Origin of the sequence: Nostoc sp., from assembly GCF_036919495.1 — a bacterium.
Taxonomy (GTDB): Bacteria; Cyanobacteriota; Cyanobacteriia; order Cyanobacteriales; family Nostocaceae; genus Nostoc.
Genome location: NZ_JBALBZ010000087.1, coordinates 92,875 through 109,024, shown reverse-complemented (window position 1 = coordinate 109,024; position 16,150 = coordinate 92,875). Strand labels below are relative to the sequence as shown.

Below are 16,150 nucleotides of genomic sequence, written 5' to 3'. Positions count from 1 at the left end.
AAAAACTCTCAGGAGGAGCGGTAGTGAGCCTACAAACTCTCGTTGAACAAGCCACCATCCCCCCAGATTCAGGGTCTGTAGCATCTAGTCCCTTTGATGCAGATAGCTTTAATGAAGGTGTCATGTCTACCTACGCCCGGTTTCCCTTAGCCCTAGAACGGGGTGCTGGATGCCGGGTTTGGGATACACAGGGGCGCGAATATCTGGACTTTGTAGCGGGAATTGCCACTTGTACTTTGGGACACGCGCACCCAGTGATGGTAGAAGCGGTGACACGCCAAATCCAGAAGCTGCACCATGTCTCTAATTTGTACTACATTCCTGAGCAAGGTGAATTGGCTAAATGGCTTGTTGAACATTCTTGTGCCGATCGCGTGTTTTTCTGCAACTCTGGTGCTGAAGCTAACGAAGCCGCAATTAAACTGGCGCGGAAATATGCTCACACAGTATTAGACATTGAAAAACCGATTATTTTAACCGCCAATGCCAGTTTCCACGGACGGACTTTGGCAACGATTACCGCCACAGCACAACCGAAGTATCAAAAATATTTTGATCCCTTGGTTCCTGGTTTCCACTACGTAAATTACAACGATATTAACGCTGTGGAAGTAGCGATTAGCGAGTTGGATGAAGGCGATTATCGGGTAGCGGCGATTCTGATTGAGCCATTGCAAGGAGAAGGCGGTGTACGTCCAGGAGATGTTGCCTATTTCAAAAAGCTCCGGCAGATTTGCGACGAAACTGGCATTTTGTTGATTTTTGATGAAGTGCAAGTTGGTATGGGACGCAGTGGCAAATTATGGGCTTACGAACATCTCGGCGTTGAACCAGATATCTTCACCAGTGCCAAAGGCTTAGGTGGCGGTATCCCTATCGGCGCAATGATGAGCAAGAAGTTCTGCGATGTTTTTCAACCAGGGGAACACGCCAGCACCTTTGGCGGAAATCCTTTTGTGTGTGGTGTAGCACTTAGTGTTTGCCAGACATTGGAACGGGAAAATATTTTGCAGAATGTGCAAGACAGGGGTGAACAATTGCGAACTGGATTGCAGGCGATCGCAGCTAAATATCCTCAGCACATTGGCGAAGTTCGGGGTTGGGGTTTAATCAACGGTTTGGAGTTGCGAGCCAATATTCAACTAACCGCAGCAGATGTCGTCAATGCTGCCATCAACGAGGGTGTATTACTCGTACCAGCTGGGCCAAAAGTAGTCCGATTTGTGCCACCGCTAATTGTCACAGAAACCGAAGTAAACACTGCCTTGGAAGCTGTGGACAACGCAATTGCAACTCTCACCAAATAGAAAAAATATTGTTTATTTTGTGTAGAGACGTTGCAATACAACGTCTCTTTTTCATTCGGGGAAAATTTCTTGATAAGCTTGCCGACACTGCTCATAATTGTCTGGCAAAATCTCGGCATTACCAAAACATAATTGCTCGTGAGTGGTAATTAAAGTTTCATAAGGCTGTATGTGAGTCACAAACGATCGCAGTAATTGCAGATATTCTCCATCTGTCCGGCTGAGTTTATGGGGTGCGTAGACGCCCTGCGGCTTGTCGTTAGACATTGCGTTTTGATGTAACTGCTGCAACATAGCTAAATACAAACAACGGCAAGCTTCACGGTAGTTACCTTGACGGTAAAATTGTTGCGATCGCTCCAACAAAAGGGCTATGGATGCCTCACTAGAGCGATTTTTTACACGAAAATCAGTGAGATTGCCACTTCTATTCAGCCAATAATATATATAAGGACTGAATTCTTGCCATAATCGCCAACCCACCCAAACTATAAATAAACCTAGTACCAGCCAAAACAGGAATTTCAGCAACTCACCAAGCCTTGGACTAATTGACCATCCAGTAGGAAATTCAGGTAAAGCGCGTTCAAAGCGGTAAAACTGGTATTCCCACCATTCTCCAGCTTGTTGTTGAAATTGAGAAAGCTGCCAACTCCAGCTAGTTTTTTCAAAAGTATCTGTCATAGGGGGAGTGGAGAGTGGAGAGTCGGGGGATGAGGGAGCAGGGGGAGCAGGGGAAGAAGAACTATGATATTGACCAATGCCCCATGCCCCATGCCCCATGCCCAATGACTAATGACTAATGACTAATGACTAATGACTCTTGTCTTTTTTATCATTATCCAGCCGATGACAATAAGTAGCGCACCGAATACAAGAAATCCTAGATCCCAAGCTAACTCATTTGGGCCTGGTTTCACATGATGGATACCGAGAATTTGATGGTCAATTAAACCTTCAAAGAAGTCAAACAACCCAGTACCAATCAATATTGACCCAATAAAGGTCTCTGATGACCAAGGAACATCTTCACGCCCTCCCGCACGCCATAGCAAGACAACTCCTACCACGGTGAATACCCAATTAAAGGTATGAAAAAACCCATCCCATACCATGTTTAAATCTATATTCGCCATGTTTGTCAGAGGTCGAATATTACTAAGCATGTGATGCCACTGGAGGATCTGATGCAGTAAAATTCCATCAATAAACCCACCAATACCTACACCAAGAAAAATTCCAGCAGTGATTAGTGGTGCGCGTCGGTTGGGGGTTTCACTTTTCGCCTCCATTGTCAACCTCATTGATAGGCTTTATTCACCAAAATATAACTCTTTTGGGAGAAATATCTTCTATCTTGAGGCAAGTACGCTCAGTGAACTTTATTTAATTAATTTTCAGATTTAATCTGCATACCCGCTTTCACGGGGTCAAAATCTTGAGGAAAATTGGTGCTGCGATCGTAGTCTGCTTTTTCCAGGTTGGCTCCTTTGAGATCGGCTTGACGAAGATTCGTTGACATCAACAATGCTCCCCTGAGATTAGCATCCTTGAGATTAGCTTGACCCAGATCGGCAAAACTCAGATCGGTTCCCCTCAAATTTGCGCCACTCAGGTTAGCTTCACTCAAGTCAGCATAACTCAGGTCAGCACCTTTCAAGTTAATGCCTTGTAAATCAGCATTACCCAGTTCTGCTTTACTAAAGTCCCGTTTTCCTACTGCATAGCTCTCCACAAGAGTAGCGGCACTATTTATGGGCTGTTGAGAATTTACTTCAGGCATATAACAGCCTCACAGATTGTTACTTTTATACTAAATGTAATACATGAGTTCCTTTTGCTTTCGCATTGATCTTCGTTCGCAAAGGTCTTGGAGTGTATATTTTTCCAAAACTGAGTTAGCAGCCTGACGTGCTTCTTGCCAGACTTCCTGAATTAGCTCGCCTTCTACCGTGTTGGGAGTTGGTTCAGGATTAGAGGCGACGATATCTGATCCTTCCATGCAGCTAAAAGCATCTAACACTGTAATCTTTCCGGGATCTCGTGCTAGAACATAGCCACCTTTGGCTCCGCGTATACTCTTAATTAAACCTCCACGCCTTAATGTGGCTAAGAGTTGTTCTAAATAGCGGTTCGGGATGTCTTGTAATGCCGCTATCTCTCGAATTTGCAGGGCTTCACCGTTAGGGTAGCAGGTTGCCAACTCTAACAGGGCTAGAAGTGCGTATTCTGATTTGTTAGAGATTACCACAGGCGTAATATTTTAAACTCACACTTAAATATACAAAGTATTTGAATTGCTTTCCCTAAGCTACTCTTAAGAAAAACTTTGCAATCAACCTATTGTTGACCGGCTAACCCCACTTTAAAGACCTTTTAGCATAGAAGCAACTATATTTTATTCTGAATTCAATCAATAAAAGTGATTGATTATTTATAAAGTCTTCTAAAAAGCAAATTGACTTAAAAGATATGCAAGCCGCTATATATTCAAATTTCTTGAAAATGGCAGAGTTACGGTAAAGGTAGTTCCCGCACCGATCGCACTTTCGACACAAATTTCGCCGCCATGTAAATCTACAGCCTGCTTGACGATAGACATTCCCAATCCCATTCCTGGGATATTCCCTGCATTACTAGCGCGATGGAAGGGTTCAAAGATGTAATTAATGTCATTCGGGGGAATGCCAATACCAGAGTCTTGAGTTTGGAATATAGCTTGATCGTTGGCACTGCTGACAGAAAACTTAACTGTGCTACCAATGGGAGAGTATTTTAGACAATTCGAGAATAAATTAGTCAAGATTTGCCGCAGTAGTTTCGCGTCTAAGTTAGCTCTTGGAGATTGGCACTCACTACTAAAAGCGATCGCATGTTGGGAGCGATCGCTCTGTTCTAATTCTTCTAATAGATCGCGGCAAAATTCCACCAAATTCAGGGGTGTTGGATTAAACTCTAGTTTGCCTGTTTCATCCTGACTCAGCACCAATACATCATTTAACAACTGGGTTATATGCATAACTGATGTTTGAATGCGACGCAGGTGGGTTTGTTGTCGCTCGTCGCTCCATAGATGGCGATAATATTCTAGTAGTTCCGCAGAAGAGTGGATGGTGGCCAAAGGGGTACGAAACTCATGGGAGGTGATGGTGAGCAAGCGGGATTTAAGTTCACTAAACTCCCTTTCTTTGGCAAGCGCTTGTCGCATCGTCTGTTCTGCCCATTGTAGCTTGGCTTGGGTTCGCTTGTTTTCGCTAATATCCCGCAATATCCACCGCAAACCGGCTAACTTACCTTGTTGATTACGGATAGCAACCACCTTAACCGCAGCAATAATTGGCGTTCTGTTATGTGGTCGCAGGTTTACTTCCCACTCTTGCATTTTCCAGTCTGGGATTTTGGTACGATCGCGTAGGTGAAGCAGTTTCAGATGAAAAGCAATTATTTCTTTCTCAATCACATAAATCCCCAGGAGTTTCCCTAACAAAAAACTTTTGGAAATATTGAGCAGAGTGGTGGCTGCTAAGTTAACTTCCTGAATTAACCCTTTTGCATCAGTTACAAAATAAGCGTCTGGTACTTCCTCAAATAGTTCCTGGTAGCGTTGACCTTGTGCTATCAAGGATTGTTGGGCGTTGGATAATTCTTCATTCTGCTGCTGTAGGTCGTCATGAGCTATTTGCAGTTCTGACAAAGCTAGGTGGACTTCTTTTAATACTGCCGTAACCAGTTCAATATCTCCGTGTGAATTTTGCAGTTCACTTTGGCGTTGCAAAAAGGCGACGCGCTTACGCATATTCTCTATTTGTAAAGCTAATCCGTCTAAATTCACCCTCTGACTCCTAATTTGGATATCTAAAACTTGCGTTTTCTTTTAGATTCCATTCTCAGACGATCTTAGCTTTTGGAGGTTAACAGTTATCAGTTATTAAAACAGAATAAAAGCGCCAGTCGTTAGAATTCAGTTGGATATTCTGACGAAAAAGCAGATAGCGCAGCACGCAATAGGTTTGGATAAGATCCCCCCGCGCACGGTGACCCCTTAAAAAAGGGGTAAAGATCAGAAAGAGCAAGCCTTTTATCTGGCAATATTGCTTAATTTAGCTTTTAAGTCTGCCCATTTGACCCCTTCTAAGCTGGGCAAAACAACATGAGCGGCTCCAACTCGTTCAGTTGGGCCGAGTCCTACTGCCCACATACCACCAGCTAGAGCCGCCTCAATGCCTGCTGCGGCATCTTCTACAACGACAGATTGCGCTGGTTCGAGTCCTAGCTGCTTGGCTGCGTACAGAAATAGGTCGGGTGCTGGCTTGGGTTGCTGTACACTATAACCGTCAGCGATCGCATCTACTTTATCGGCAATACCCAATCGCTCAATCACTGTGCGGGCATTTTTACTAGCTGAACCAATAGCGATTTTAATCCCAGCTTGCCGCAGTTCATTCAAGAGAGCGATCGCACCTGGTAACAAATCCTTGGGTGTCATGTTTTGGATCGATTCCACATAGTAGCGATTCTTACGCTCCATCATCTCCTCAATTTGTGCTTCCGAATACCGTCTATCTCCAATAATATGCATCAGGGAAGCACGACGGGATACACCCCGCAGCGCTTCGTTAGCTTGGCGATTAAAGGGTATACCCTCTTCATCTGCTAGCTTTTGCCAAGCTAAATAATGAAGTTCTGCTGTATCGGTTAGCACTCCATCTAGGTCGAAGATGAATCCTTGGATGTTGGATGTTAGGGGAGTGGGGAGTGGGGAGTGGGGAGTGGGGGAGGATGAGGGAGCAGGGGGAGCAGGGGAGGCAGGGGGAGAAGTTTGGTGTTCAGAAGCTTCTGAGGGAAATTTTGGGGGATTTTGGGAGAGGGAAAGTTGGAGATATTCTAGTTGACGAGTTATGTTTTGAGTGACTTGTTCTTTGCGTAGATCGAAGTCGTGCCATTTTCCGCGCCAGTGCAGTTTAAATTTTAGGCGCGTCCAGCCATCAGGTAGATGAGACTTGGCTACGGGGCCATTTTCGGTTAGTTGAATGCCGCCGAATCCAAAAATTACAGCTTGCCAAACGCCACCAGCAGTAGCACCGTGAATTCCATCGCTGGTGTTACCTCGGTTATCTTCAAGATCCACCATTAACGCTTGCATAAACACTTCGTAAGCTTCTGCTGATTTGCCCAAATCGGAAGCTAAAATGGCGTGAACTGCTGGGCCAAGAGACGAACCATAAGTAATGTCTGTGCGGGGTGCGTAGTAGTTCCAGTTGGTCTGCAATGCTTTTTCGTTGTAGGGAAAATCTGCTGATTCCCGCATTAAATAAAGAAGCATCAAAATATCTGGCTGCTTGATTACTTGATATTTATTGGTTTTCTCAATACTCAAGATGGCTTGCATGGAGCGATCGCGCCCTTGATAATCTGCTAAGTTAATATCTTCTAATTGGAAAAATCCCTCGAACTGCTCAATTAGTTCTGTTAATGGGTCATGGAGAAACAAGATTTTGGCGATGATATCTTGCCAGTGCGTTCGCTCTTGTGGGGTGAGTTTGAGTTTCTCTTCTAGTTCAGTCGCTCGTTTGGGGAACTTTTGAGCCAACCAATCATAAACTGCGATCGCTTTCTCTAAATGCCATTGCGCCATCCGATTTGTAAAAGCGTTGTTGTGAACGAGTTCATGATATTCATCCGCACCGATCACTCCCCGAATTTCATATCGTTGGCGCTCAGGATTGAATTCGACTCGGCTACCCCAGAAGATAGCGGCATCCAAAATAATCTCTGCGCCGCGCTGTTGCATCCACTCATCATCACCAGTGACTTGCCAGTAATTCCAAACGGCGTAGGGAATATCTGCATTAATATGAATTTCGCGATCGCGGCACCAAATCCGCACGTCTTCACCATAAAAATCACTATTGAGTCCCCAACGTGGTGTTACTTCATCTCCGGTATCAGCACTTTCCCAGGCAAACATTGCCCCTTTATAGCCGTAATGGGAAGCCTTGCGTCTAGCTCCTGGTAAGGTGTGCCAACGGTAACTGAGTAAATTTCGGGCGATCGCTGGTTGGGTAAACAGAAAGAAGGGCAGCATAAAAATTTCTGTATCCCAAAAGACATGACCGCGATAGCCAAACCCAGAAAGAGTTTTAGCAGGAATGCTCACCTTGTCATCATGGCGTGACCCAGCAATCAGTAGTTGAAATAGATTGTAGCGAACAGCAAAAGCAGCTGTGCTATCCCCTTCAATGAGGATGTCGCTTTGCTGCCACACCTCATCCCATGCCTGCTCATTGGCTCTTAGTAGTGTTGCGTAATCTGGCAGGTGCGCGAGCTTTTCTGTAGCTGCTGAAACTGGTGTCTTAGTCTCCCGTGAGGTAAAAACTGTCACGATTTTTTCTACCGTTACGGTCTGTTTTGATTTAGCTTGGTAGGTCATGCTCAAGGTTGGATAACCAGGTGCGGTACTTACTTGCAAAGATGCTTCAGCGCCTGATATTTTCATAGTTGCGCCCATACCGAGTTCAATTCGGGAGTGGCGGGTGCGGCATTGCAACCAGATTCTTTGGTCAGTCTTGCCTTGGTCTAGTCCTTCCCAGTGATTAAAACCCTGATTTTCTGGATAGCCGTTGATACTTCCCTGAACTTCGATTACCCCATCAAAATCTACTGGTGTTAAATGGCAGCGTTGCGCTAACACATGCCGATCTGCAAAACTAGCAAAGCGTTCAAAGTTAATATCTATAGTGTTTCCACTGGGAGAGCGCCAACGCAAGTAACGGCTAAGAAGTCCGTAGCGTAAATCAAGCTGGCGATCGTAGCGCAATATTTTACCTTGATCGAGACGGAAGCGATCGCCATTTACAATCACTACCAAAGGTAGCCAGTCAGGACAATTTGCCAGTTCAGTGTACACCACCGGCACATCGTCGTAGACACCATTAATGAAAGTAGCTGGCAATGCATGAGGATAACCTTCCTCAAAACTGCCTTTTGTTCCTAAGTATCCATTGCCGATTGTAAAGACAGTTTCTTTAGAGTGCAATTGATCGGGGTCAAACTGGGTTTCGATTAATATCCAGTCTGTGTAGATAAAATTACGAGAACTACCTTTTGTTTGCATAAGTGGGGAGTAGAGAATGGGGAGTGGGGAATGGAGAATTGAGAAATTTGGTGGATGAACGGAGTTCAAAGGTGGATGAACGGAGTTCAGAGGTGGATGAACGGAGTTCAAAGGTGGATGAACGAAGTTCAAAGGTGGATGAACGGAGTTCAGAGGTGGATGAACGGAGTTCAAAGGTGGATGAACGAAGTTCAAAGGTGGATGAACGAAGTTCAAAGGTGGATGAACGAAGTTCAAAGGTGGATGAACGGAGTTCAAAGGTGGATGAACGGAGTTCAGAGGTGGATGAACGGAGTTCAGAGGTGGATGAACGGAGTTCAAAGGTGGATGAACGGAGTTCAGAGGTGGATGAACGGAGTTCAAAGGTGGATGAATCTAGTTCTAACTCTCCCCTGCTCCCCTGCTCCCCCTGCTCCCCTGCTCCCCCTGCCTCCCCTGCTCCCCCTGCTCCCCTGCTCCCCCTGCTCCCCTGCTCCCCCTGCCTCCCCTGCCCCTAACTCCCCACTCCCTCATCCCCCCTTATGTTTCTCCAAAATCTTTTCTGCTCTAGGTTTATAAATCAGATGAAATAAGGCTTCCATATAGCGATCTCTGGCTTCGTTATTTTCTGGAGCAACAAAGTTCCAAAAACTAAATATTTTAGCAAGCTGTAGTAATTTATTACTATGTAAATGCCAATTGTATCTATTATGAATTCGCTGACTCATCCATTCTGAGACTTCCTGCCAATAATCATCCTGAGTATTGCATTCTTCAACAAAGCCTAAAATTTTCTTTGCTGTACCTTCTAAGTCTGTAGGATTAACATTAAATTCATTCTCTTGGTTTTCGATAATTTCTAAAGAGCCGCCAAATTGAGTAGCAAAAGTTGGCAAGCCAGAAATCATCGCTTCCAAAATAGACCTACCGAAGGATTCAAAGCGGGCAAAATGGACATAAATTCCTTGAGAATCTGCAACTACTCGGTAGGCTTCGCCGAGGTTGCTGCTAGAGATACGCATCCCCACCCAGCGAATTTTGCCATTGAGATGATATTGTTCAATAATCTCGTGGAGTTTTTGAATTTCTACTGCTTCTTCTGGGTTTGTAGCCTCATCTGGATGCAGTTTACTACTTAAAAGGATTAGGTTACAGCGCTCTTGCAACGCCTGACTTTGACCAAAACATTCAGCTAAACCAGTGAGGTTTTTGATTGAAGTGATGGGAGCAGCGGCAAATATTGGTCGCTTATTAGGCTGCTCTAAATAACCAAATATTTGTGAGTCTTCGCGGCTAAAGAGTAGGTCATGAATTTCTGCGCGAAGCTTAATATCTCGGTCTTCTTTTTGGCTATAGGGAAAGAAAATCTTTTCATCTACTCCCGGCGGCACTAAGTTGAATTTAGGACTAAACAAATCAATCCCATCAACCACATGATACAACTGCGGCATCGTAAAGTATTTGTACGACTCGTATTGACCTATGGTGTCAGGTGTGCCGACAATTTCTTGATAGGATGATGTGATGATAAACTCGGCTGCATTCATGCTAATCAAATCGGCGGTAAATTGTACCGAAAAGTGATATTTATCTTCTAAATCTTGCCAATATAAATTACTAAATAGATGTTTAGGTTTTTCTAAAGAATGGGCAATGTTGCACTGGGTAACTTTCATCCGGCGCGATAAAAGAAAAGCCACTAAGTTACCGTCGCTGTAGTTACCGATAAGAAGATTAGGTTTACCTTGGAATTGAGTTAGCAATTCTTTTTCTGCATCTAGAGCAAATTGTTCTAAATAAGGCCAAATCTCAAATTTAGAAATCCAATTGTTAGTAATTTTAGGATTGAATTCACCAAAAGGAACGCGCAATATCCAAGCATTTTCAGTATCTTGGACTTTTTCTAAGCGCAGGTTGCAAAATGTCCCTTCGCAGTTAGGGATTAGCCGGGTGAGAATAATCACATGGGGTTTCATACCCAGCACATCCAGACCAGCGAGTTTGATTTGTTGACGCAGTTCGTTTTCTAAGCTGCGGGCTTGTTCAAGGACGTAGATAACTTGACCGAGTGTTTCATCTCTTCCCAAAACATCTTCTTGTCCCACCCAGCCGTGGATGGAAATGAGGACGACGCGAAAAATGGCGGGGACGCGGGCTACAAATGTTTCTAAGATGCCAGGTTCTGGAGAGTAAATGAGTCGGTCAAGGAGTTCTAGGGTTTCAGAGACTCGCGCCGCAGTGTTACCCCAACCCGGCTCAAAGCCGAGTTCTTGGAGATCGAAGCGGAATTTTTCATAAGGTTCATCAGGCTCAAGCTCATTTAGCAATTTGAGCGCTAGCTTAATTTGTTTGGCTAGGTGAATACCTGAAGGAATGCGATCGCTCAACAACAGCCGAATTCCATCGTGTTGTAGCCCCTGTAATGCTTGAAATAACATTTCCACCCAATATTGGGGGTCAGTCAACAATTGATTGCATAGGTAACGGTTGAGGAAGGCTAAACCTTGACCAATATTTCTGGGGTCGTCAATTCTGGGGGAACTTTCGTAAAACGGATGGAGGTCGATTTCTAGAATGTGAGGTTGGTAGCGATTGACTAGGCGATCTCTTACATCTAGCAGCGTTTGAGGCGTCATCTGCTCGAAACTATTAAAATCGGCTGTCAGTTTCCAAACTTCTTGACTAGCAATCCTGGGACGAACCACAAACCAGGTACTTTCTTCTTCAAGAATTATTTCGTGGGTGTACTGTATCAGTTTGCCCACAGAAGAAGAATAGTAAAAATAGGCTGGCTTTTGGGATTGATGACAGTAATCGGCAAAAGCTTGTAAAATTTCATTTCTCAGGAAGTAACGCTTACCTGAAGCACTCAACGTATAAATTAACTGATGCAGAGCAGTTTTTTCATCACCGTTGAAGACAGCTTGAACTAGTTCATACATGATGACGAATCCCAGAATTTTGGCTAGGTCACGACCTCATTTTTATCTCCAGTCTCTAGTTTTCTGAGGTACATTCCCCGCTTAATGGTACATAAACATGAAAATCACCTGCGTCTAACTCTGGGATGAAACGCTGCAAGGGCTTCAAATCTATGGTATGAGGGAGTCATAAAAGAGGAAAGGGGGCAGGGAGCAGGGGGCAGGGGAGAGAACCCGATAAATAAATTCATTGAAAGCTTAGATGCATTATTTCTTGCGTCACTTTCCACTCAAAATAAATATTTAACATTAAGAATAAATTGATTTACTCTAAAATCCTTTATTGCTAGGAAATTACAGCATCTTTCTCCCTGCTCCCTGCCCCCTACTTCTTTGTTGAGTTATATCAAGCCTAATGTAATAATTTTTTGCAGTGCTTTTTCAAATGTTATGCCTTGCCTGATGCAGATATACAACAATGCGATTGCGGCTGAACGAATTGAGTTATCGCAATGGATCAGAATCGGTTTGGGTAATTCAGTAATGGTTTTATATATCTGGAGCGTACCCTGATGATTAATGTCTTCAGGTTTAGTTGGGAAACTAACGTAAGTACAATCCCAAAACTTCTGTCTTCTCTTGTTCATTAGCCAGCAAGCCTGTTTCGTCGGACAAACGTAGGTTTAGTACAAATTTATAGCCCTCATCAGCAATTTGTTTTAGCTGATCTAGTGTAATTTGTCCAGCGATCGCTAACTCATCATTAATTTTTCTAACAATATTCATCAACCGGATTAACCCCATATTGCCGACATTGCCCCAACTCTAAAGTTAGCAAAGCAATTTGAGGAACTTGTGAGGGGGTAGTCATTTGTCATTTGTCATTCTCCCCCTGCCTCTTGTCCTTTACTGCTAACTCCTAACTCTGCACTCCCTCTAAATAGGTGGTGTAAAGTTTGCAATAATTCTCTAGCTGTATAGGGTTTTGATAAAACTGCTTGCACGTTAGCATCAGGCGCTTGAGTAAAGACTTCCATTGAGTTCAGTCCGCTACAGAGAATAATTTGAACTTGGTTGTTCATTTTTTGCAAGGTGCGAATAGCGGTGATTCCGTCCATCTCTGGCATTATTATATTTATCAATACGGCATTGATTTGATGCTTATGTTGGGCATAGAGTGCGATCGCCTCTATACCATTACTGGCAGTGAGTATTTTATAATTATGGTTTTCCAGGATGATTGTCGCAATCTTCCGAATTTGGGCTTCATCATCTACAACTAAAATCAATTCTCCCTCTCCGGGGAGCAAATCCATCTCTTCTATGCTGAACGCTTGAGTTGCTTTCACTGCTGGTAAAAACAGGTCAAATTTGCTGCCTCTACCAACACTGCTAGACACTTTGATAAAACCATGATGGTTTCTAATAATGCCAAGCACTGTTGAAAGGCCAAGTCCCGTACCTGCATTGACATCTTTTGTGGTGAAAAATGGTTCAAAAATTCTATCTAATATGTCTGGCGGTATCCCAATTCCATTATCGGCAATGTTAATCACAATATAATGCCCAACTTTAGCATCGAGATTCATTCTGGTATAGGCTTCATCAATAAACTTATTTTCCGCAGAAATTTTGATATTGCCGCCATCTGGTAAAGCATCGCGGGCATTTAGTACCAAGTTCATCAGCACTTGATGCAGTTGTGTTGCTTCCCCTGTGACAGCCCAAATGTCTTCTGGGATAACCGTGGAAAATTCTATAGATTTGGGAAATGTCTGTTTAGCAATTTGGACAACTTCTGAAATCAGGTACTCGATTTGAATAATTGTCGCCTCTCTTTTATATCCTCGCGCAAAGGATAAAATTTGCTTCACTAAAGCTGCTCCGCGTTTGGCGTTGGTTTCTACAAATGCCAGCATTTGTCCAGACCGCTCCTCGTCTTGTAAAAATGTTCCCTGTAGTAATTGAGCCGCGGCCAAAATTGGTGTCAATATATTGTTCAAGTCGTGGGCAATACCACCTGCAAGAGTACCAAGGCTTTCCAATCGCTGGGTGCGAAAAAACTGCTCTTCGAGTTGTTTCTTTTCGGTGATATCTTCGGCAATGCCGCCATAGTAGTTAATTTCTCTTTGGTCATCATAGACAGCAAAGCCCCGATTCCAAATCCAGCGAGTCGATCCATCAGGTCGCAAAATTCGATATTCTACTGAAGTAGATTTAGTACTAACCAGTTGCTCTACTGATTTGGTCGCACGATCGCGATCGTCTGGATGAATTATCTCTAGCCAAGAGTCTGGCTGGTCGTAAAGACTTTGGCAGGAGCAGCCCCAAATCCTCTCATAAGCAGGACTAATGTACAAAGGGTGGAATGAATCTGCACTAGTAATCCAGATGATGGCGTGGGTGTGTTCGACAAAATTGCGAAATTTCTCCTCGCTTTGTTGTAATGCAACTTCTGCACGTTGGCGATCGGTAATTTCTTGTTGCAACAGCACGTTAGACATAATAAGTTCTGCTGTCTGTTCCGCCACTCGTTGTTCTAAATCTTCGTTAGTTTGGCGCAGTGATTCCTTTGTCTGTTGGCGTTCGCTAGTATCGCAGATTAACCACCGCCAACCAACTTGCTTACCCTCTGCGTACATGGCAGCCACTCTAATGCTAACCGGAAAAGCTTTACCTCCCCGTGGTTTTAGGTAAGCTTCCCACTGCTGTTCTGGTTGCGAATTATTTAGTCGAATAGTAAAAGTCTGGCGGTCTTGGTGAAAAATAAATAAAATTAATGGTTTGTTTACCAAATATTTTTGGCGGACAGCCAGCAAGATTGCTGCTGCTCGGTTAGCCTCTTGGATAATACCTGCTGTATCAGTTACCAAGTAACCATCTGGAGCGAACTCAAATAAATCTTGGTAACGCTGGCGCTCCAATTCTACTAGCTCACGAGCAACAGCTAACTCTTCATTTTGTTCGCGCAGTTCTTCTTCTACTACTTGGAGTTCTTCGAGAGCTAGCTGAAGTTCTTGATTAACTTGCATGATTTCAGCCGATTGTGCCTCAACCCATAATCTTAAGTTATTTTGAGTTTGGTAGCGGATTTGTTCTATCTCTGTGTGCTGATTAACCTGCCTGAATTCATCTCTGGGTTCTTGTAAATATTGCTGCAAGCCTTCAACGACCCCAACCATTTTTACCAGGTCAAAGGCTTGTAGTAAGCTAGTCTGGGTGATGATTCCTTGCAATTGTCCGCGATCGCCCAAAACAGGCAAATAATTAATCTGATGCTGACGCAACAACGATAAGGCAATGAAAATATCCTGAGAATCTGATTGTCTAAGTGTAACCACTGCCTGCGTCATCACTTGTGCGATCGTCACCGTGGATAAATCCATTCCAGAAGCTATAAGTCTAAGTACATCTTTTTCAGTAAAAATGCCTAATAAATTTACTCCCTCCACAACCAAGACACAACCTGTTAATGGTTGATTGACGCGGTTCAAATCCAATGAAAAATTTAAGTTATTAGGTGCATAATTACTACATCTTTCCTGGTTCATCAAGAAGATAGCTTCGACTACAAAACTATCAGGCTTAATTGTTAAGGGAGAACGATTAATAACATGATTTAAGCTAGGTACGTTAATCAGCTGATTGTTGAATCGCATGGTTAATTTGTCAGTTTTTATAATCTTTCTGATGTCAAATATTAAAACCCTTGCGCGTCTTTGTTGGAAAAAGGGCATCGGTGAGAGGGAAAGAGGATTTAACTTAGTTTATTCTATTTAGCAGGTGGCAACCACAAGTAAGGCTACTCTCAAATCCCACATTTCTAGTTATATAAATTTATATAAAGATAATTTAAGGATCTTCTGAAGAGATATAAAAATTTTAATTAATTAGTGAAAATTCGCGGTCTTCAAATCCCCGGCTTTTTAGAAAAGTCAGAGATATAACTTTTTACGAATGATTCAGCGCTGCTATAGCTAAATAGCAATCCAATTTTATTTCTGAACTTATTTGCGTGAGTGAGCGCAAGCGCGATAGGCAGGCAGGTAGTGGCTTGCCGTGAGCGTAGCCGAACGTGAGTAGGGAATCAGCCCTTTCCAGTTGATGGCGAGTTTTTTCAAAAATAAAAGGGGAGTCTTATAGCTTTGATAATATTACTTAAGAAATATGTATAAATCATACGAGATTATTAAATGTTTCAAATTTTCTCACAAGTTCCTCATATTTAAAGACTATAGTCAAAATATAAACACATCGTTTTAAATACTTAGGGGCTTGTCAAGTGGCTACCCCGATTTGCGATAACACTTTTATTAACAGGATTTGAGAAAATTATGAATTACTGCCCTTGCTGCTCAAGTCTACTTTTAGAACATGTACGCGCTGGAGAAAGTTACTGGTTTTGTCGCCACTGCTGGCAAGAAATGCCTGTTTATAATCTGAACCAATCCAGTTCATTCACCAAGGCTGTCACAGCAAAAATATCTAGAAAGCCTCAACAAGAAAAACGTAGAAATACTACTGTTTACGCAAGCCAATGGCAATCTATCACGGAATGGATAGGGGTACAAGAATTGTCTGCCTAATCCTAAGTGACTGAAATTGGTTTAGTATAATTTTTTCTTGATTCCACCAATCAATCGTTATAAAATGCCAGGCTGTGGCTCTCCCATGAGGTATTACCTGACACAACAATTTATTGGGGGGTTGGAGGAATCAAAAGCCAGTGGGGCAACTCTAGAAGATTTGTGTATGCCACCGTAGCTTGCTTAAAAGAGGGCTTACAAGTCAGGAAACCGCAAGGGCGTAGTTGCTCCTCAGCCTACGCA

Annotated in this window: 12 protein-coding genes; 3 read left to right on the top strand and 9 right to left on the bottom strand. The window is 43.3% G+C overall.

Annotated elements, in window-relative coordinates; translation table 11 throughout:
- The first annotated feature begins 23 nt into the window (after positions 1 to 23).
- Positions 24 to 1,307, top strand: a complete 1,284-nt coding sequence (locus V7K25_RS13105) for an aspartate aminotransferase family protein (protein ID WP_335158538.1) — start codon at positions 24 to 26, stop codon at positions 1,305 to 1,307.
- Positions 1,308 to 1,358: 51 nt separating this feature from the next.
- Here V7K25_RS13105 and V7K25_RS13100 read toward each other — a convergent pair whose 3' ends face one another.
- The 6 genes from V7K25_RS13100 to pgmB form a co-directional block, all read right to left on the bottom strand.
- Positions 1,359 to 1,991 (bottom strand): DUF4129 domain-containing protein, encoded by a 633-nt coding sequence (locus tag V7K25_RS13100; RefSeq protein ID WP_335158537.1) that lies wholly within the window; start codon positions 1,989 to 1,991, stop codon positions 1,359 to 1,361.
- 122 nt (positions 1,992 to 2,113) lie between these two features.
- Positions 2,114 to 2,599, bottom strand: a complete 486-nt coding sequence (locus V7K25_RS13095) for a DUF2243 domain-containing protein (RefSeq protein WP_335158535.1) — start codon at positions 2,597 to 2,599, stop codon at positions 2,114 to 2,116.
- Between the two features lie 98 nt (positions 2,600 to 2,697).
- Entirely contained in the window at positions 2,698 to 3,090 is a 393-nt protein-coding gene (locus V7K25_RS13090; RefSeq protein WP_335158533.1) for a pentapeptide repeat-containing protein, read from the bottom strand.
- A 30-nt stretch (positions 3,091 to 3,120) separates the two neighbouring features.
- Positions 3,121 to 3,558, bottom strand: coding sequence for an RrF2 family transcriptional regulator (locus tag V7K25_RS13085; protein ID WP_324980134.1), 438 nt, complete (start codon positions 3,556 to 3,558; stop codon positions 3,121 to 3,123).
- Positions 3,559 to 3,789: 231 nt separating this feature from the next.
- Entirely contained in the window at positions 3,790 to 5,139 is a 1,350-nt protein-coding gene (locus tag V7K25_RS13080; protein WP_335158528.1) for a PAS domain-containing sensor histidine kinase, read from the bottom strand.
- Positions 5,140 to 5,385: 246 nt separating this feature from the next.
- A complete protein-coding gene (gene pgmB / locus V7K25_RS13075; protein ID WP_335158526.1) occupies positions 5,386 to 8,421 on the bottom strand; it encodes a beta-phosphoglucomutase in 3,036 nt (1,011 codons plus the stop codon).
- Between the two features lie 23 nt (positions 8,422 to 8,444).
- Here pgmB and V7K25_RS13070 point away from each other — a divergent pair, with 23 nt between their 5' ends.
- Positions 8,445 to 8,918: a hypothetical protein gene (locus V7K25_RS13070; protein WP_335158524.1), complete on the top strand. Its 474-nt coding sequence runs from the start codon at positions 8,445 to 8,447 to the stop codon at positions 8,916 to 8,918.
- Positions 8,919 to 8,930: 12 nt separating this feature from the next.
- Here the strand turns inward: V7K25_RS13070 and V7K25_RS13065 are convergent, their stop codons facing one another.
- The 3 genes from V7K25_RS13065 to V7K25_RS13055 all read right to left on the bottom strand — a co-directional run bounded on the left by V7K25_RS13065 (position 8,931) and on the right by V7K25_RS13055 (position 14,980).
- Entirely contained in the window at positions 8,931 to 11,342 is a 2,412-nt protein-coding gene (locus V7K25_RS13065; protein ID WP_335158522.1) for a sucrose synthase, read from the bottom strand.
- 582 nt (positions 11,343 to 11,924) lie between these two features.
- A complete protein-coding gene (locus V7K25_RS13060; protein ID WP_335158520.1) occupies positions 11,925 to 12,107 on the bottom strand; it encodes a beta-lactamase hydrolase domain-containing protein in 183 nt (60 codons plus the stop codon).
- 95 nt (positions 12,108 to 12,202) lie between these two features.
- Positions 12,203 to 14,980, bottom strand: coding sequence for a PAS domain S-box protein (locus tag V7K25_RS13055; RefSeq protein WP_335158518.1), 2,778 nt, complete (start codon positions 14,978 to 14,980; stop codon positions 12,203 to 12,205).
- 675 nt (positions 14,981 to 15,655) lie between these two features.
- On the opposite strand from V7K25_RS13055, the gene V7K25_RS13050 reads away from it, so the two are divergent.
- A complete protein-coding gene (locus V7K25_RS13050; protein ID WP_335158516.1) occupies positions 15,656 to 15,907 on the top strand; it encodes a hypothetical protein in 252 nt (83 codons plus the stop codon).
- Positions 15,908 to 16,150 lie beyond the last annotated feature (243 nt).